At 54.6% G+C, this 16,806-nt stretch carries 17 protein-coding genes; 6 read left to right on the plus strand and 11 right to left on the minus strand.

Annotated features, from left to right (window positions below):
* The first annotated feature begins 135 nt into the window (after positions 1 to 135).
* Together L0666_RS09985 and L0666_RS09990 are read left to right on the plus strand one after the other, a co-directional pair.
* A complete protein-coding gene (locus L0666_RS09985; protein ID WP_235261166.1) occupies positions 136 to 789 on the plus strand; it encodes a Hint domain-containing protein in 654 nt (217 codons plus the stop codon).
* Between the two features lie 254 nt (positions 790 to 1,043).
* Positions 1,044 to 2,969: a PhoX family protein gene (locus L0666_RS09990; RefSeq protein ID WP_235261167.1), complete on the plus strand. Its 1,926-nt coding sequence runs from the start codon at positions 1,044 to 1,046 to the stop codon at positions 2,967 to 2,969.
* Positions 2,970 to 3,038: 69 nt separating this feature from the next.
* Here L0666_RS09990 and L0666_RS09995 read toward each other — a convergent pair whose 3' ends face one another.
* The 8 genes from L0666_RS09995 to L0666_RS10030 all read right to left on the minus strand — a co-directional run bounded on the left by L0666_RS09995 (position 3,039) and on the right by L0666_RS10030 (position 10,913).
* The gene (locus tag L0666_RS09995; protein WP_235261168.1) at positions 3,039 to 5,240 is read right to left on the minus strand and encodes a 3-hydroxyacyl-CoA dehydrogenase NAD-binding domain-containing protein; all 2,202 of its coding nucleotides are present in this window, start codon (positions 5,238 to 5,240) and stop codon (positions 3,039 to 3,041) included.
* Positions 5,237 to 5,689 (minus strand): hypothetical protein, encoded by a 453-nt coding sequence (locus L0666_RS10000; protein ID WP_235261169.1) that lies wholly within the window; start codon positions 5,687 to 5,689, stop codon positions 5,237 to 5,239. The genes L0666_RS09995 and L0666_RS10000 overlap by 4 nt, the downstream gene beginning before the upstream one ends.
* A gap of 5 nt (positions 5,690 to 5,694) precedes the next feature.
* The gene (locus L0666_RS10005) at positions 5,695 to 6,906 is read right to left on the minus strand and encodes an acetyl-CoA C-acetyltransferase (protein ID WP_235261170.1); all 1,212 of its coding nucleotides are present in this window, start codon (positions 6,904 to 6,906) and stop codon (positions 5,695 to 5,697) included.
* Between the two features lie 9 nt (positions 6,907 to 6,915).
* Positions 6,916 to 7,548, minus strand: a complete 633-nt coding sequence (locus L0666_RS10010; protein WP_235261171.1) for a glutathione S-transferase family protein — start codon at positions 7,546 to 7,548, stop codon at positions 6,916 to 6,918.
* 42 nt (positions 7,549 to 7,590) lie between these two features.
* A complete protein-coding gene (locus L0666_RS10015) occupies positions 7,591 to 7,803 on the minus strand; it encodes a hypothetical protein (protein WP_235261172.1) in 213 nt (70 codons plus the stop codon).
* 53 nt (positions 7,804 to 7,856) lie between these two features.
* Complete coding sequence (locus L0666_RS10020) at positions 7,857 to 9,635, minus strand: acyl-CoA dehydrogenase C-terminal domain-containing protein (RefSeq protein ID WP_235261173.1); 1,779 nt, start codon at positions 9,633 to 9,635, stop codon at positions 7,857 to 7,859.
* A gap of 40 nt (positions 9,636 to 9,675) precedes the next feature.
* A complete protein-coding gene (locus tag L0666_RS10025; RefSeq protein WP_235261174.1) occupies positions 9,676 to 10,077 on the minus strand; it encodes a MerR family transcriptional regulator in 402 nt (133 codons plus the stop codon).
* 467 nt (positions 10,078 to 10,544) lie between these two features.
* Positions 10,545 to 10,913 carry a MerR family transcriptional regulator gene (locus L0666_RS10030; RefSeq protein WP_235261175.1) on the minus strand — a complete coding sequence of 123 codons (369 nt, stop codon included), beginning with the start codon at positions 10,911 to 10,913 and terminating at the stop codon, positions 10,545 to 10,547.
* Between the two features lie 137 nt (positions 10,914 to 11,050).
* Between L0666_RS10030 and L0666_RS10035 the strand changes: the two genes are divergently transcribed.
* From L0666_RS10035 to L0666_RS10045, 3 genes are read left to right on the plus strand one after another with little or no spacing between them, the layout of a single operon-like run.
* Positions 11,051 to 11,491, plus strand: a complete 441-nt coding sequence (locus L0666_RS10035) for a PaaI family thioesterase (RefSeq protein WP_235261176.1) — start codon at positions 11,051 to 11,053, stop codon at positions 11,489 to 11,491.
* Positions 11,488 to 11,970 (plus strand): PaaI family thioesterase, encoded by a 483-nt coding sequence (locus L0666_RS10040; protein WP_235261177.1) that lies wholly within the window; start codon positions 11,488 to 11,490, stop codon positions 11,968 to 11,970. The genes L0666_RS10035 and L0666_RS10040 overlap by 4 nt, the downstream gene beginning before the upstream one ends.
* Positions 11,963 to 13,285, plus strand: a complete 1,323-nt coding sequence (locus L0666_RS10045; RefSeq protein ID WP_235261178.1) for an MATE family efflux transporter — start codon at positions 11,963 to 11,965, stop codon at positions 13,283 to 13,285. The genes L0666_RS10040 and L0666_RS10045 overlap by 8 nt, the downstream gene beginning before the upstream one ends.
* Here L0666_RS10045 and arsC read toward each other — a convergent pair.
* The 3 genes from arsC to L0666_RS10060 are packed head-to-tail and all read right to left on the minus strand — an operon-like array spanning position 13,282 to position 14,992.
* Positions 13,282 to 13,617 (minus strand): arsenate reductase (glutaredoxin), encoded by a 336-nt coding sequence (arsC, locus tag L0666_RS10050; RefSeq protein ID WP_235261179.1) that lies wholly within the window; start codon positions 13,615 to 13,617, stop codon positions 13,282 to 13,284. The two genes, L0666_RS10045 and arsC, sit on opposite strands and share 4 nt — an antisense overlap.
* Positions 13,614 to 14,660 carry a quinone-dependent dihydroorotate dehydrogenase gene (locus L0666_RS10055; protein ID WP_235261180.1) on the minus strand — a complete coding sequence of 349 codons (1,047 nt, stop codon included), beginning with the start codon at positions 14,658 to 14,660 and terminating at the stop codon, positions 13,614 to 13,616. The genes arsC and L0666_RS10055 overlap by 4 nt, the downstream gene beginning before the upstream one ends.
* Positions 14,657 to 14,992 (minus strand): DUF952 domain-containing protein, encoded by a 336-nt coding sequence (locus L0666_RS10060; protein WP_235261424.1) that lies wholly within the window; start codon positions 14,990 to 14,992, stop codon positions 14,657 to 14,659. Before L0666_RS10060 ends, L0666_RS10055 begins: the two co-directional genes overlap by 4 nt.
* Before the next feature lie 147 nt (positions 14,993 to 15,139).
* Between L0666_RS10060 and L0666_RS10065 the strand changes: the two genes are divergently transcribed.
* Complete coding sequence (locus L0666_RS10065; RefSeq protein ID WP_235261181.1) at positions 15,140 to 16,711, plus strand: bifunctional metallophosphatase/5'-nucleotidase; 1,572 nt, start codon at positions 15,140 to 15,142, stop codon at positions 16,709 to 16,711.
* Positions 16,712 to 16,806 lie beyond the last annotated feature (95 nt).

Here is a 16,806-nt window from a genome sequence, read left to right on the forward strand (position 1 = left end):
TTATTCAATGCCCCAAACATGCCCTTTTCTAAGCCAAGGTCCGCCTTGGGAATCATTCCAAATGATCTTGTTGCTAAGGACCAAGTCGCTGCCGACTGGCCCGAAAAAATAAGAACAAGACATGGGGATGTCACAATGTTTGCTTGGAAAACTACAACTTGGGAAAAAGCTGCTCGTTCAAATGGGGGGACATCTGCCGCACTGCCAAAATTGGACACTCACACAACTGGAATGGTCTCTGGAACCAAGGTTGCGACTAACACTGGATGGGCCAAGGTCGAAACTATTCGCGAAGGACAGCAGGTCCTGACGTTTGATGGTGGACTGCAAACAATCATCGCGGTTACCCGCCACGTCCTGATGGCAGACACAAACAATATCGCCAGCTGGCCAATGGCCGTTCCTGCTGGTGCCATTGGCAACCACGAAGGCATGTCACTGCTGCCGCATCAGTCTGTCATGATTGAAAGCGACGCTGCCGAAGACATGACAGGCGATCCTTTCGCTATAATCCCAGTCGCAGCCTTGGAAGGCTACCGTGGCATTACACAGTCACGCCCGTCAGAATGGATCGAAGTGATCCAGCTGCACTTTGCACAGGACGAAATTGCATTCGCAAATATTGGCGCTTTGTTCTTGTGCTACGCTCAGACCGATCTGATCTCGGACGCGGCACAATCTGATTATGCAGTCCTACCGATGGACGTTGCTGAAGATTTGGTTGATTGCCTGATGTTCGAAGACGAAGCACACGCATCTGTCGGCGCCGCTCAATTCGCATCCGCCTAGTACGGTGTAACCAGTTACAAACGGGGGCTGACCTCGCTTGTGACCGGTTGGTTCGGGACATCCCCCAGATTGAACGGATCAATCGGGCCCCGTCGTTGGTAACAGCGGCGGGGCATTTATTTGGCGGGGCAGACACCCAGTCCGACCGCGCAAATTTTCATTAAACTGCAATATCACGATTACAAAACTGTGAACTTCCTCTTTCAGACATGCGCCAGTCAGGACCCGCGTCGGGTCCCAGCAGGAGCACAAGAATGTCCCAGATTAACTACGATGAACTGTCCTTTGACGACGAAGACGAACTGAAATTCCCGCGCCCAACCACGCAAGGCTTTGACGATGTGGTCGAAAAGGCGATCTCGCGTCGCGGCTTCCTTGGCGGCGCACTTGCATTCGGCTCTGGCGCAGCGGTGATGGGCACCGGTCTGCTATCAGGCACTTCAGCGCAGGCGCAACAGACCTCGCGCTTTGCTTTCACCCAACTTGCGCCGCAAACCGACGGTACCGTGCACGTGCCGGAAGGCTACACATGGGACATCCTAGCACGCTGGGGCGATCCGTTGTTCTCGGATGCGCCTGCCTTTGATCAAGCCACTGGCATTCCGACCGAAGGGTCTGACCGGGTGTTTGGTGAAAACACCGACGGGATGGAACTGTTCCTTGTGGGTGACAAAGAACTGCTTGTTGTGAACTCTGAATATGTGAATGGCGGCATCAACTTGCCCGCTGAACAAGAGGGCAAACCTGTTTCGACAGATGACGTCATCCGCTTGCAGAATTTTCAAGGCGTTACCGTTATGGAAGTCGCTGAGACGGATGCAGGTTGGGATGTTGTCGTTGATAGCCCCTACAACCGCCGCATCCACCACCGCACGCCAATGCAGATCGACGGTCCGGCTGCGGGTCATGACCTGATGAAAACCAGCGCTGACCCAACTGGAGCTACGTCGCTCGGTACGTTCAACAACTGCGGATCTGGCCGCACACCTTGGGGCACTTACCTAACATGCGAAGAGAACTTTAACGGTTACTTCGGAACCACCGAAGAATTGTCCCTTGAGGAAACAACCGCCGCTGGATTTGCCCGCTACGGTGTGAATACTGATGTTGATGCTGGCCGCTACAACTACCACGGCTTTGATGCGCGTTTCGATCTCTCAAAAGAACCTAACGAGCCACACCGCGCAGGTTACATCGTCGAAATCGATCCTGCCGATCCAACATCCACTCCTGTGAAACGTACCGCACTTGGCCGTTTCAAACACGAAAACGCAGCATCGGTTGTAGCACCGGATGGACGCGTGGTTGTCTACATGGGCGACGATGAGCGCGGAGAATACATGTACAAATGGGTCAGCCGTCACGTCTACACGCCGGGCGGCGATACATCGACATTGCTCACCGAAGGTCAGCTTTATGTTGCTAAATTCAATGACGACATGACAGGCACATGGATCGCCCTGACGCCAGAAGACACAGGTATGTCAGAAGCGGAAATCGCTATCTTCACACGTATCGCAGCGACTCAGGTCAGCGCTACCACCATGGATCGTCCTGAATGGATTGCCGTGAACCCTACCGCGATTGAGGCCTACTGCTGCCTCACCAATAACTCCCGCCGTGGCGCAACTAACGACGATGGGTCCTTGCGCACAAACGCAGCCGGGGAGCCGATGACGACAAATGCGCCCAACCCGCGTGAGCTGAACAAATACGGTCAAATCCTGCGCTGGCGTCCGCACAATGGTGACCACGCTGCGGCGACGTTTGAGTGGGATCTATATGTGATGGCGGGTAACCCGGACGTCTACTCTGATGGGCTTTATGCGGGAACGGCCAACATCAACGCGGGCAATATGTTCAACTCGCCTGATGGTATGGTGATCGACAGCACTGGTTTGATCTGGATCCAGACAGACGGGGATGACGACAACGAAGGCGATTTCCTTGGCATGGGGAACAACCAGATGCTTGCGGGTGACCCTGTCACTGGTGAAATCCGTCGCTTTCTGACGGGGCCGAATGGGTCAGAGGTTACGGGTCTAACGTGGTCGGCTGATCGTCGCACCATGTTCGTCGGCATACAACACCCCGCAGCGCCGTTCCCGGATGGCGAAGGCACATTGCCGCGCTCCTCCATTGTGACGGTGAAGCGTGCGGATAACGCATTGGTCGGGTAAGGCCTCCTTACAAATGCGAACGGCCGCCCCATATCGGGGCGGCCGTTTTTTTGTTTGGTATCGAGTTTCTTAGGCTGCTTTGCTGTCAACGCCTGTGCCGAACCGTCCGTAGAACGACTGGCCCTTGTCGGCCATCTCGCGCAGCAGGGTCGGGCAGGCAAACCGTGGGCCAAATTTCTCGGCCATCTGGTCACAACGATCCGCCGCGTAAGGCGCGCCGAGAATGTCGAGCCAGCTGAACGGGCCACCGGACCACGGTGCAAAGCCCCAACCAAGGATCGCGCCAACATCGCCTTCGCGAATGTCCATCAGTACGCCTTCTTCCAACGCACGAACGGCTTCGAGGACCTGAGAGAACAACAAGCGGTGCTGAACTTCGATCAGCTCAGGCTGTTCATCTGCTTGCTTGTAGCGTTCGCCCAGCCCTGACCACAGCCCTTCGCGGCGGCCCTTTTCGTTGTAGTCGTAGAAACCTGCGTTGGATTTACGACCCAAACGGCCTTCGTCGGCCATCCAGAAGATCAGCTCATCAGCACTGTCATCATATGCATCGCCCATGGCTGCCTTCGTTGCCTTGGCGATCTTGACGCCCAGATCAATCGACGTTTCATCCGTCAGTTGCAGTGGGCCCAGCGGCATACCAACCAGCTTGGCGGCATTTTCGATCAGGGCAGGGGCGACGCCTTCTTGCAACATACGCACGCCTTCGTTGACGTATGGCAGAATGCAGCGGTTTGCGTAGAAGAAGCGTTCGTCGTTCACAACAATCGGTGTCTTGCGGATCTGGCGTACGAAATCGAGAGATTTCGCAACAGCCACATCGCCAGTTTCTTTACCGCGGATGATTTCCACCAGCAGCATTTTGTCGACCGGGGAGAAGAAGTGAATGCCGATGAACTGATCTGGACGCACGGATGCTTTGGCCAGTTCAGTGATTGGCAGGGTGGATGTGTTGGTCGCAAAGATCGCATCGTCACCAATGATCGCTTCGACCTTCTTGGTCATCTCAGCTTTAACGCCGACATCTTCGAACACGGCCTCAACGATCAGATCACAGTCTTTCAATGCATTCAGATCGGTCGTAGCATTGATCAGGCTAAGCACTTTTTCTTTCTTCTCTTCGGTCGCTTTTTTGCGGGAAATCCCTTTGTCCATGTAAGCGGTGGTGTAGGATTTACCCTTGTCGGCGGCGTCTTGGTCACGGTCGATCAGAACGACTTTGATGCCGGCCAATGCAGACACAAGGCTGATCCCTGCACCCATCATGCCCGCGCCCAAAACCCCGACCTTTTTAACGGTCTGGTCAGCTACATCAGGGCGGTTCGCACCCTTTTCCAACGCTTCTTTGTTGATGAACAAGCTGCGGATCATCGCTTCGGAGCTCGGGTTCAACAAGACGTTCGTAAACCAACGCGCTTCGATCTTGATGGCAGTGTCAAACGGGACCATCGCGCCCTCATAGGCCGCTGAAAGCAACGCCTTGGCAGCAGGATAAACCCCTTGGGTCTTGCCGTTGATCATCGCAGATGCGCCAACATAGGTCATGAAGCCGGCAGGGTGATATGGTTCACCGCCAGGCATTTTGTAGCCCTTTTCATCCCATGGCTTAACGATCTTGGGCTCTGAGAGAACCCATGCTTTGGCGGCGGAAAGCAATTCATCAGCTGGCACGACTTCGTCCACCAAGCCGGCGGATTTGGCTTTGTTCGGGTCCAGCAGTTTACCTTCAAGAAGGTACGGGGATGCCGCCATCGCGCCCATCTTGCGCACAAGACGCGTTGTGCCGCCCATACCCGGGAAAATGCCAACCATGATTTCTGGCAGGCCGATCTTGGCCTTTGGATTGTCGGCGACAAAGATGCGGTGACACGACAGCGGGATTTCAAAACCGATGCCAAGACCAGTGCCCTGCATAGCGCAAGCAATGGGTTTGCCGCCTTTGTTTGTCTTTGGGTCCATGCCTGCACGTTCAATCTTACGTAGGATCGCGTGGCTCGCCATGAGGCCTTCCATCAAACCCTGCGCTGGATTGTCGCCCGCGCTTTCTTTCATCTTCGCGATGATGTTGAGGTCCATGCCCCCAGCAAAGGACCCTTCTTTGCCGGACGTGATGATCACGCCTTTTACGGCATCATCCGCAAGCGCCTGATCGATCAGCGCATCAAGGTCCATGAACCCCTGCTGGTTCATCACGTTCATGGATTTACCAACGGTGTCCCATGTGATCGTGGCGACGCCGTCGGCGTCTGTTTTCATTGTAAAATCAGTCATGTGTCGTCTCCCAATTGAGAACCCCCAAGTAGGGCCTCATTGTGTTTTTCTGAATCGGGGATGGTGATGAGCATTGAGCTACATTTCCATTCGCCATCGATTATTTTGAGATTGGTCAGGGTGTTGTACGGCGCCTGCACCAAGATGTTTCCGGACAAAAGTCGGCTTTGATACATCGTGTGTATGGTCTTTTCATCATGCCAATCACACTCAATGATATTGCGCACGATTTCCGTAACACCAAGGGAGCGATGATGGGCGCGAACATCAGCAAAACGCGCGGCAAGTTCTTGCACGGTTTTGATGATGACCTCGCCTTCAAAGGTCCCGAAAAGCGCCGGAAGCGCGAAAGTCTTCTCAATAGCAGCAAATTCCCCTGACATGATGGCCGCGCCAGTCTCGTCGAGAGCTCTTTGAGCGATTGTTAAGGCTTCCGCGTGCAACTGCATGTCGCTTACACCCGCTCGATGATGGTTGCTGCACCCATGCCGGATGCAATGCACAACGTCGCAAGGCCGACTTCTTTGTCAGAGCGTTCCAGTTCGTCCAGCAGCGTGCCGATGATGATAGCGCCGGTCGCACCCAACGGGTGACCCATCGCGATCGATCCGCCGTTTACGTTGACCTTGGAGTGGTCGACATCAAACGCTTGCATGAAACGCAGAACAACGGATGAGAAGGCTTCGTTGACTTCGAACAAATCGATGTCACCAATGCTCATTCCACTATCAGCCAGGATCTTATGAGTGACAGGAACAGGCCCTGTCAGCATGATCGTTGGATCGGTGCCGATCTTGGCCGTCTGGCGGATTCGCGCGCGGGGTTTTAAGCCCATCTTCTCGCCGTATTCCTTAGACCCGATCAGAACGCCAGCTGCGCCGTCCACGATGCCGGAGCTGTTGCCCGCTGTGTGGATGTGGTTAATCGCCTCAAGGTGCGGGTATTTCATCAACGCGACCTTATCAAAGCCAGGCATCGTAGTTCCCATGGCTTCGAACGCGGCATTCAATGCGCCCAAAGACTGCATGTCCGTTTGTGGGCGCATGTATTCGTCAGTGTCCAGAATGGTCAGGCCGTTCTGATCTTTGACAGGTACGATGGATTTGGCAAAACGATTGTCTTTCCACGCCGCATCCGCGCGCTGTTGGGACGCAACGGCCAATTGGTCCGCGTCATCGCGCGAAAACCCGTATTCCGTCGCGATGATGTCGGCGGAAATGCCCTGTGGGACGAAATAGGTTTCCATGGCGATAGAGGGATCAACTGCAATCGCAGCGCCATCGCTACCCATTGGCACGCGGCCCATCATTTCAACGCCACCAGCAATGTAGGCTTCACCCGCGCCGCCACGAACTTGGTTGGCGGCAAGGTTTACGGCTTCCATGCCAGAGGCACAGAACCGGTTGATCGCAAGACCCGGGATAGATTGGTCAAGGTCAGACGCCAGAACGGCTGTGCGGGCCAAGCAACCGCCAGCCTCTTTCACTTGGGTCACATTGCCCCAAATCACGTCCTCAACCGCGTGGCCTTCAAGGTTGTTGCGTTCTTTCAAAGCGTTCAACACGCCCGCAGAAAGCTTCGCAGATGTCACCTCGTGCAAGGAACCGTCTTTGCGGCCCTTGCCACGTGGCGTTCGGATTGCGTCGTAGATATAAGCGTCTGTCATGGTCTCTCCTTAAGCGCGATCTGCCGGCGAACCCGGCATCAGATCGTAGGGGTGTTTCCAACCCTTGGTGCCCTCGATGCGGGTCATCCAAGCGTCAATGTGTGGGAAATCGTTACGGTCAAACCCGAATGGTTCGGGGTAAAACAGGTAGCCAACACAAGCGATGTCAGCGATGGTGAGGCTATCGCCCGTCAGGTAGGGCGTCTCTTCCAATTGGGTTTCCATGATCTTGAGCGAACCAAGTAGACGCGCGGTTTGAAACGCGATCACATCTGCGTTGCGCTTCTCTTCTGGTAGGAAATTCATCAGGAATCGCAACGGTCCTGCGACTGCGCTGACTTTGCTGTTGTCAAAGAACATCCAACGCAGAACGTCACGGCGTTCAGCCGCCGAACGGCCACCCAGTTTGCCAGTTTTAGAGGAGATGTAATCTTGAATGACCGCGGACTGCGTTAGCACTAGATCACCGTCTTCCATCACGGGCGCTTCACCCATGACGTTCAATTCGCGGAACTCTGGTGTGCGGGTCTCACCGTTGAAAAAATCAATGTAGACGGGCTCCCATTCGGTCTCCGTCAATTCGAGTGTTAGCGCAGCTTTGTAAGAATGCCCGCTTTCTCCGAAGCAATGTAGCTTAATCATGGTGTTTCCCCTCCCTAGGGATGTGCCATTTGCTGGCTTTGGCTATTTTTTGCGAGCATCGAGTTCAGAATTGAACAGACGCAAACGGTGGCCGAATGTGTCTTCGTCGATGACGGAATCAAAGTTCTCAAACAAAAACGATAGTGCCTCTCCCTCATCCAGTCCGGCTTCTTTGGCGAAGCGTTTCAGGCGGCGATAACCGTCTTCGGTCATGGCACAGGGAAAACGGCGGGTTAGGCGAAAGCGTTTGGGCATGAGACCTCTAATATAGGAATTGAAAGGGGCGGATTTAACCCGCCCCCCAAATCTTAGAAGCTAGCAGCATCCAATGCCATCACCGTTTCGGATCCGGTGTTGATACGTGCAAGGTGCATCGCAGTCGCTGGCAGTTGGCGCGCCATGTAGTAGCGGCCAGTTGCGATCTTGGTCTCATGGAATTCAGTATCCGTATCGCCCGCAGCCAGTGCATCCATGGAGGCTTTCGCCATCCGTGCCCACATCAAGCCAAAGCAAACGTGACCCATCATGTGCATGAAGTCATATGATCCAGCCAAAGCGTCGTTCGGATTCTTCATTCCGTTCTGCATAAAGAACATGCCTGCGGCTTGGAGATCCTTGGAGGCAGCTTTCAATGGCTCAAGGAAGTCACGATCAAAGGCTTCGTCGCCCTTGTTTTCGCTGATGTAGTCTTTGATCATCGCAAAGAAGGCCATTACGTGTTTGCCGCCATCTTGCGCCAGTTTACGGCCCACAAGGTCAAGCGCCTGAACACCGTTGGCGCCTTCGTAGATCATCGCGATACGGGCGTCGCGTGCATACTGAGACATGCCGGATTCTTCGATGTAGCCGTGACCACCCCAGACTTGCTGTGCGGCGACGGCGTATTCGAAGCCTTTGTCGGTCAGGAACCCTTTGATGACAGGTGTCATCAAGGAAATCAGGCCTTCAGCGGCTTCGTCATCCAGTTTCACCGAACGGTCAATCAGATTGGTGCCCCAATAGGTCAGCGCGCGCGCGCCTTCTACGAAGGACTTTTGATCCATCAGATTGCGGCGGATGTCCGGATGCACGATCAGCGGATCAGCAGGGCCATCAGGGTTTTCAGCACCAGTTACGGCGCGCCCTTGCAGGCGGTCGTTCGCGTAGGCCACAGCGTTTTGATAAGCGATTTCAGCCTGCGCATAGCCTTGAAGGCCAACGCCCATCCGTGCTTCGTTCATCATAACGAACATCGCGCGCATACCTTTGTGCATCTCACCAATGAGATACCCTTCGGCATTGTCGTAATTCATGATGCAGGTCGAATTGCCGTGGATGCCCATCTTTTCTTCGATCTTGCCGACTTCTACGCCATTGCGATCACCCAAAGAGCCGTCGTCGTTGACGATGAACTTTGGTACGATGAACAGGCTGACACCTTTAATGCCATCAGGGCCGCCCGGGATTTTCGCCAGAACAAGGTGGATGATGTTGTCAGCTAGGTCGTGGTCGCCAGCCGAGATAAAGATCTTCGTGCCGGAAATCTTGTAAGAACCGTCGTCTTGCGGCTCCGCTTTGGTGCGCATCAGACCCAAATCCGTCCCACAGTGAGGTTCGGTCAGGTTCATGGTGCCCGTCCATTCACAGGTCACCATTTTAGGCAGGAATTTAGCCTTTTGTTCATCCGAGCCGTGAACGTGGATCGCTGAATATGCGCCGTGCGTCAGGCCTTGGTACATATTGAACGCCATATTGGCTGAAACAAACGCTTCTTGGCCTGCGGTGTGCATGATGTAGGGCAGGCCTTGGCCGCCGTACTCAGGGTCACAGTCCATGGCTGTCCAGCCGCCGTCTTTCATTTGTTGAAACGCTTCTTGAAAACCTTTTGGGGTGCGAACCACACCGTTTTCGAGAACACATCCAGTTGTGTCACCGATTTCGTTTAAAGGAAGGAGAACCTCTGTCGCCACTTTGCCGGCCTCTTCCAGCACTGCGCTGGTAAAATCGCGGTCAAGATCCTCATATCCCGGGATATCTTGCTCAGACACGTTCAGCACGTTGTGCAGGATGAATTGCATGTCCTTAGTGGGCGCATTGTAGATAGGCATAGTAGTGGTTTCCTCCCTTGGTGTCCTCAGAAGAGGGGCGTCAGCCCGTCAACTTCTGAGGTTGGTCTAGTTTAGCAAGCCGAGCGGCTCCCCAATCCATTTGTGTTTTAAGTTCTTCGATAGCTTCGACGAGCTCGGAACGCTGAGCTTCCATGTCGGCGAGGTGTTTTTGTGCCAATAGATATGTTTCGCGCAGTTGCGTCTCTTGGCTGTCGTCCATGTAGTACAGATCGAGAAGTTGACGAATTTCTTCGAGGCTGAATCCGAAACGCTTGCCGCGCATGATCAGCTTCAACCGTGCACGATCGCGTTTAGAATAAAGTCGCTTCTGGCCCTCACGGACAGGAAACAACAATTCCTTGGCTTCGTAGAACCGAAGCGTTCGCGGTGTCACATCAAATTCATCGCACATCTGACGAATGGTCATTGTCTCTTCTAACATTTGTTTATCCCTTATTGCGGCGTAGCTGCCGCGACATGGGGGGCTTTCACCCACCCTACAATCATTATTGACGCGAACGTAAACGTAACGCCGCGTCATGAGTTCACCTGACGAAAGGTTAAGTACTTTTGTACAACCCAGAAGGGTTTCCTAAGAGGGAAGAAGTCCGATGGTTTCCCCCTAAGCACCGCTTTTAAGAGGTTTTGGGCAAGAAAATCCGGCTTTCAACCCAAGGGAAAAGCGTTCCTTAGGGGCAAGTGATTGTGCAACCATGAGTTTAGTTCGTTGCAAGTATTGAAAAAAATTCGTGTCGTTGCGTCGCCCGATTTGTGTTTTTAAGGGGTGCGCACAGCAGCTGGGGGTGAAATTGTTACCCTACGTCACTTTCGTTAGCGCAAACAGCTAACCCAGTGCAACGCTACGCATCTTATCTGTTTGAGCAGGCGTAATACTGATTCTCGCTAGGATTATACGAAGGTTTTGCTGGTTTCTTCGCGCAGTTTCACAAGCTCGTTGATCGTGTCATCTAGTTGTTCGCGTTGTTCGCGCAGCTCTACCAATTGGCGGTCAGCCAGTTCGCACCATGTCCGCATTTGCGCTTCGTTGCCTTCGTGTTCGTAGATCATCAGCCATTGACGGATGTCTTCCAAAGGAAAGCCAAACTTGCGCCCCCTCATGATCAGCGTCATTCGCGCAAGCTCCTTGGCCCCATAGAACCGTGACCGGCCTTCGCGTTCTGGCGACAGCAGTTCAATGTATTCATAATAGCGCAACGTGCGCGGTGTTACATCGAACTTTGCACACATTTCTTTGAACGTCAGACGGGGCTCTGTCATCGGGTGCTCCTTTAGTACGCCAATTATACGACGCCCTAGCCGACAGGGCAACGATTTGCACGCAGTGTGATTGAGGAATGCAAGGCGCCGTTGATTTCCCCCTTGTGTCGCAAGGCAAGGCGGGGTTCAAAAGAGCTATGAGCATTGAACGTAAAACCAAAATCGCGGCCCAATTCATTGGCGCGATTCCTTATTCTCAAATTCTTGGGATGACTCTGACCGAAATCGGGGAAGGGCGCGCCACGATTACAATGCCTTATGATGAACGTTTCGTAGGTGACCCGGAAACAGGCGTTATCGCAGGCGGAGCGGTTTCAGCTTTGATGGATAGCTGTGCCGGTGCGGCGGTTATGGTTCACGATAGCCAGCCGATCGGGACTGCGACCTTGGACCTTCGGATTGACTACATGCGCCCTGCAAAACCAGGAGATATGATCACGGCCGTTGCAGAGTGTTACCACATGACGCGCTCCGTGGCGTTTGTGCGCGTAACGGCGACGGACGCCGACGCAAGCCGCCCCGTGGCAACGGCTACAGGCACCTTTACAATCCAGACGGCAAAGGCGGCCAAGCCATGAAGCGCCCAGAACCAGTTCAAGCGATTAAACAACGCCGCGATGCCGCACTACAGTCCCTGCTAGACGGGGTACCTTACATCCAGTTTATGGGGTTTCGGTTCGATCGCCGTGGCGACGAGTTGACTGGTGTAATGCCCTATCAAGATATGCTGATCGGCAACCCGATGCTGCCCGCCTTGCATGGGGGTGCAACGGCGGCATTCTTGGAAACGACCGCGATTGTGGAACTCAGTTGGGCGATGATGTGGGATCGCATGGAAGCAGGAGAAAATGTGACCGGCCTGCGCCTGCCAAAGACAATCGACTTTACTGTTGATTACCTGCGTTCGGGCTTACCAAGAGACGCCTATGCTCGTGCAAAAATTAATAGATCCGGTCGTCGCTATGCCAGTGTTCATGTCGAAGCTTGGCAAGACAACCGGACGCGCCTGTTTGCCCAAGCAACGGGGCACTTTTTAATGCCCCCCAAAGATGACTGAGCAACCGCAGTCTCTGACCCATCAGCGCATTCTCAATATTGCGGTTCCGGTCGTGCTGGCCAACTTGACTGTACCAATCCTCGGGCTGGTGGACACAGGCGTCGTTGGTCAAATGGGCGAAGCAGCCCCAATCGCTGCCGTGGGGATTGGCGCGCTGATCCTGACTGGATTTTATTGGATCTTTGGTTTCCTGCGGATGGGCACGACGGGGTTTGCCGCCCAAGCGATTGGGGCAGGGGACGCTGTTGAAAACGCGACCATCCTGATCCGCGCCTTAGCGATTGCAGCTTTGGGCGGTTTGGCAATTTTCGCGCTGCAATGGCCGTTGTTTGCGTTTGGATTTTGGCTGTCCCCTGCGAGTGGCGAGGTCGAGAACCTCGCGCGCACGTATATGACTGTCCGGGTTTGGTCAGCTCCGTTCCTGATCGCAACTTATGCGATCACAGGCTGGTTGGTCGCCGCTGAACGCACCCGCGATGTGCTGGTTATTCAACTGGTGATGAATGGAGTGAACATCGGCTTGGACTTGCTGTTCGTGCTGGGCTGGGGATGGGGTGTTGAAGGTGTGGCTGTCGCAACAGTCATCGCCGAGATCGCAGGCTGCGGACTGGGCCTGTGGTATTGTCGAACTGCGTTTCAAGGCGCCCCGTGGCAGGACCGCGCGCGCTTGCTTGATCCGGTGAAACTGCGACGATTTGCGTCCGTAAATGCAGACATCCTGATCAGGTCCCTGTTCTTGCAAGCGATCTTCATGTCGTTTCTGTTTTTCGCGGCTCGTTACGGGGATGTGCGGTTGGCCGCGACACATATTTTACTGCAGTTCCTGACGTTGACGGCCTACGCCATGGATGGCTTTGCCTTTGCGGCTGAAACTTTGGTCGGGCAGGCGATGGGGGCCGGTCGGAGGGCGATATTCCGACGTGCGTCTGTGATGGTGTCGATCTGGTGTTTTAGCACAGGCGTTGCCTTGGCGTTGGTGTTCGGGTTGTTTGGCGGCCAGATCATTGACTGGATGACAAACGCCTCCGACGTGCGTCTTGTTGCACGCGAGTTTTTGTTTTTCATGGCGTTGACGCCCCTGATTTCGGCGGCACCATTTATGATGGATGGCATATTCATCGGCGCGACCCGCACACGCGACATGCGTAATATGATGGCGCTGTCGACGTTGATCTATTTCGCGGCGGCGCTGGTCTTGATGCCATTGTTTGAAAGCCACGGGCTGTGGATTGCGTTGCTGATCAGCTTTGCAGCACGCGGTGCGACGCTGGCGTGGAAATACCCTGCCTTGGAACGCTCTATCGGAACGGCCTAAATAATCTTTAGAACGGATTCGGGCGGGCGACCAATCGCAGCCTTGTCGTCGTTAACTAAAACGGGGCGTTCGATGAGGATCGGGTTGGCAGCCATGGCTGCGATCAAAGTGTCCTCATCCGCTGAGGCTAGGCCCAGTTCCTTGTACAGTTTTTCACCTTTGCGCATCATTGCATCCGCCGTCACACCAAGGGCGTTTCGCAGGGCAATGATTTCGGCCGTTGTTGGCACATCTTTGAGATAAAGGCGCACGGCAGGCTGGTGGCCTGCGTCTTGCAGCAGTTTCAGTGTCTCGCGGGATTTGGTGCAGCGGGGATTGTGCCAAAGGATCATGACAGCCACTCTTCTTTTGCAGTGCCCACCGCGTCCGCGACATTGGCAAACCCGTCACGCGCCAAAAGGTCATCCAACTCTTGCGCGATTTCGCCCGCCAGTGAGATGCCGCCATAAACCAGAGCGGTGTAGAACTGCACAGCAGAAGCACCTGCTCGGATTTTAGTATAGGCTTGTTCAGCGGACCCGATGCCGCCAACGCCAATCAAAGGAACGTCCGTTAGGGTGCTGAGCTTTGCCAATATTCGCGTGGATTTTTCAAACAAAGGCTGACCAGACAGCCCGCCGCCCTCGCTTTTATGGGCGTTGGTTAGACCGTCCCGGGACAGGGTCGTGTTTGTCGTGATGACGGCGGAAATGCCGGAGGTGTTAGCCACCTCCGCGACATCGGCCAAATCTGCGTCCGTCAGGTCAGGTGCGATTTTCAGGAATATCGGGATTCCTGTCGTATTAGCCGCCATAACCCCCGCCAACAACGCAGCAAGCGCGTCTTTGCCCTGCAAATCGCGCAGTTTTTCAGTGTTGGGCGACGAAACGTTAACTGTCGCGAAATCGACATGCGGGCCGCAATGGGTCAATACCTTGGCGAAATCCGCTGCGCGGTCTTCGCTGGTTTTGTTCGCCCCAAGGTTAAGCCCAACGATTCGACCCGTAGGGCGGGCCGCTAGTCGTTTTGCAATCGGCTCCATCCCTTGGTTGTTAAACCCGAAACGGTTGATCGCGGCTTCGTCTTCGGTCAGGCGGAACAGGCGCGGGCGCGGGTTGCCTTCTTGCGGCATCGGCGTCGCGGCCCCGACCTCAAGAAAACCGAAGCCGGTGCGCCCAAGGGCGGTCAATGCGGTGGCGTTTTTGTCAAACCCTGCGGCCAGACCAACGGGGTTAGGCAGATCGAGGCCCGCCACAGTGCAGCGCAAGCGATCCGATGTTACAGGGCCGCCGCGTGGACCAAGCCCTGTGTTAAGCGCCTTGAGCGCCAGACCATGTGCGGTTTCTGGGTCAAAGGCACGAAGGGCCCGCAGCCCAATTTGTTCTAACGCGTTCATGAGAAATCCAGACTGTGCTTACCATCCACAAGCGGCATTGGACGGGCCCAAATAACCTCATCGCGCAGCATTGGGCGATTGTAGATATGGGGGAATTCAGCACCGCCGCGCGAGATTTCCCAGACCAGATCATCGCCATAGGTGGCAACGTCTAGCGCGGCGAGCATCAGCCCCTCGGCACCTGCAAAATGTTTGTCAGCAGTCTCTTGGGCTTGATCGGCTGTTGAGGTGTGGATGTAGCCATCGGCCAGATCAATCGGTGCGCCTTGGAACGTGCCGGATTGGTCGAGCACGGCCCATTGTTCAGCGGTAAGTATTTTATAGATCAACATGGTTCCGAAGTGCCGCTCAATTGTGCAAACGTCAAGTGTCATGGCTTTGTCATCAGGCGACGCTACGCCAACTTTGTCGCTTGTGCTTTGACTCTTGGACCCGACTCAACCCAAGCTGGCGCCAGAAACAAACAGGGGGCTATTATTATGCTTACAAAACTTCTTTCAACGACGGCCGCATTCACAGTGATCGCAGGTTCCGCTGCGGCGGATTACACGCTGCACATTGTTCACATCAACGATTTGCACAGCCGGATTGAGCCGATCAGCAAATACGACGGCACATGTAGCTCCGAAGACAATGCTGCAGGCGAGTGTTTTGGTGGCGTTGCGCGTGTGTCGACAATGATCGACCAACTGCGTGAAGAGCTTGCAGGCGAGAACGTGATCGTTCTGGATGCAGGCGATCAGTACCAAGGGTCTCTGATGTACACCACGTACAAAGGCGACGTCGAAATCGAAATGATGAACGAGATTGGCTTTGACGTCATGGCCGTGGGCAACCACGAGTTTGACGATGGCGACGAAGGTCTCGCGAAATTGGCTAGCGGTGTCGATTTTCCTGTCATCTCTGGCAACATCGACGTGAGCCAATCCAACGTGCTAGCGGGCCTCGTGGACAACCATGTTGTTCTTGAAGTTGGCGGTGAGCGTATCGGTATTGTGTCCGCACTGGCTGTTGATACAGCTGAAACGGCTTCCCCGTCGGATGCCGTAATCTTCACGGACGAAATCGAAAGCCTGTCAGCTGACGTAGCGGCGTTGACCGACGCAGGTGTGACGAAGATCATCGCGTTGAACCACGTCGGTGTAACGCATGATATGGCGATCGCAGAAGCGGTTGAAGGTATTGACGCTGTTGTGGGTGGTCACTCGCACACATTGTTCTCCAACACCGAAGAAGGCGCATATGCTTATCCGACAATGGTTGGTGACGTGCCTGTTGTGCAGGCCTACGCCTATTCCAAATACGTCGGCCACCTGACGCTGACGTTTGACGATGACGGCAACGTAACCGAAGCAACTGGCGATACCATCTTGTTGGATGCCTCTGTTGCCGAAGACGAAGCCATCGTTGCGCGGGTCGCAGAACTTGCCGGTCCTGTTGAGGAAATGAAGAACGAGATCGTCGCTGAAACGACTGCAGTCGTTGAAGGATCACGCGAAGTTTGTCGTGCCGTTGAATGTGCAATGGGCAACCTTGTTGCGGATGCGATGCTTGACCGTGTTGCCGATCAGGGCGCAGTTGCTGCTATCCAGAATGGTGGTGGTTTGCGTGCGTCTATCGATGATGGCGAAGTGACAATGGGCGAAGTCCTGACAGTGCTTCCGTTCCAAAACACTTTGGCGACATTTGAAACAACAGGTGCCAACTTGATTGCTGCACTTGAGAATGGTGTTGGTCAAATCGAAGAAGGCGCAGGTCGTTTCCCACAAGTTGCCGGGATCACGTTCACGATCGATTTGGGTGCAGAACCTGGCAGCCGCGTGAGCGAAGTCATGATCGCGGGCGCACCTGTTGATGAAGCCGAAACATACCTGATGGTTACAAACAACTACGTGCGTAACGGTGGTGACGGCTACTCTATGTTCGAGGATGCGCCAAATGCCTACGACTTTGGCCCAGGTCTGGAACGTGTTGTTGCAGATTACCTGAGCGCGCAAGGTCCATACACGCCTTACACAGACGGTCGTATTACTGTGAAAGCCGCCGAATAAGGCACAAGCTATGGCGCGGGTTTGATCCCACGACTTTGGCCCCGCCGCGCGCAAGTGCGGCGGGGTCTTTCTATTCTGGCTTTGGATAATTCCGG

This window comes from Octadecabacter algicola, from assembly GCF_021532625.1.
Taxonomy (GTDB): Bacteria; Pseudomonadota; Alphaproteobacteria; order Rhodobacterales; family Rhodobacteraceae; genus Octadecabacter; species Octadecabacter algicola.

What these genes read in the sequence shown, in the direction of transcription:
- L0666_RS09985 (WP_235261166.1), top strand. Translation starts at nt 136, where the DNA reads ATGTTTGCTTGGAAAACTACAACTTGGGAAAAAGCTGCTCGTTCAAAT.
- L0666_RS09990 (WP_235261167.1), top strand. Translation starts at nt 1,044, where the DNA reads ATGTCCCAGATTAACTACGATGAACTGTCCTTTGACGACGAAGACGAA.
- L0666_RS09995 (WP_235261168.1), bottom strand. Translation starts at nt 5,240, where the DNA reads ATGACTGATTTTACAATGAAAACAGACGCCGACGGCGTCGCCACGATC.
- L0666_RS10000 (WP_235261169.1), bottom strand. Translation starts at nt 5,689, where the DNA reads ATGCAGTTGCACGCGGAAGCCTTAACAATCGCTCAAAGAGCTCTCGAC.
- L0666_RS10005 (WP_235261170.1), bottom strand. Translation starts at nt 6,906, where the DNA reads ATGACAGACGCTTATATCTACGACGCAATCCGAACGCCACGTGGCAAG.
- L0666_RS10010 (WP_235261171.1), bottom strand. Translation starts at nt 7,548, where the DNA reads ATGATTAAGCTACATTGCTTCGGAGAAAGCGGGCATTCTTACAAAGCT.
- L0666_RS10015 (WP_235261172.1), bottom strand. Translation starts at nt 7,803, where the DNA reads ATGCCCAAACGCTTTCGCCTAACCCGCCGTTTTCCCTGTGCCATGACC.
- L0666_RS10020 (WP_235261173.1), bottom strand. Translation starts at nt 9,635, where the DNA reads ATGCCTATCTACAATGCGCCCACTAAGGACATGCAATTCATCCTGCAC.
- L0666_RS10025 (WP_235261174.1), bottom strand. Translation starts at nt 10,077, where the DNA reads ATGTTAGAAGAGACAATGACCATTCGTCAGATGTGCGATGAATTTGAT.
- L0666_RS10030 (WP_235261175.1), bottom strand. Translation starts at nt 10,913, where the DNA reads ATGACAGAGCCCCGTCTGACGTTCAAAGAAATGTGTGCAAAGTTCGAT.
- L0666_RS10035 (WP_235261176.1), top strand. Translation starts at nt 11,051, where the DNA reads ATGAGCATTGAACGTAAAACCAAAATCGCGGCCCAATTCATTGGCGCG.
- L0666_RS10040 (WP_235261177.1), top strand. Translation starts at nt 11,488, where the DNA reads ATGAAGCGCCCAGAACCAGTTCAAGCGATTAAACAACGCCGCGATGCC.
- L0666_RS10045 (WP_235261178.1), top strand. Translation starts at nt 11,963, where the DNA reads ATGACTGAGCAACCGCAGTCTCTGACCCATCAGCGCATTCTCAATATT.
- arsC (WP_235261179.1), bottom strand. Translation starts at nt 13,617, where the DNA reads ATGATCCTTTGGCACAATCCCCGCTGCACCAAATCCCGCGAGACACTG.
- L0666_RS10055 (WP_235261180.1), bottom strand. Translation starts at nt 14,660, where the DNA reads ATGAACGCGTTAGAACAAATTGGGCTGCGGGCCCTTCGTGCCTTTGAC.
- L0666_RS10060 (WP_235261424.1), bottom strand. Translation starts at nt 14,992, where the DNA reads ATGTTGATCTATAAAATACTTACCGCTGAACAATGGGCCGTGCTCGAC.
- L0666_RS10065 (WP_235261181.1), top strand. Translation starts at nt 15,140, where the DNA reads ATGCTTACAAAACTTCTTTCAACGACGGCCGCATTCACAGTGATCGCA.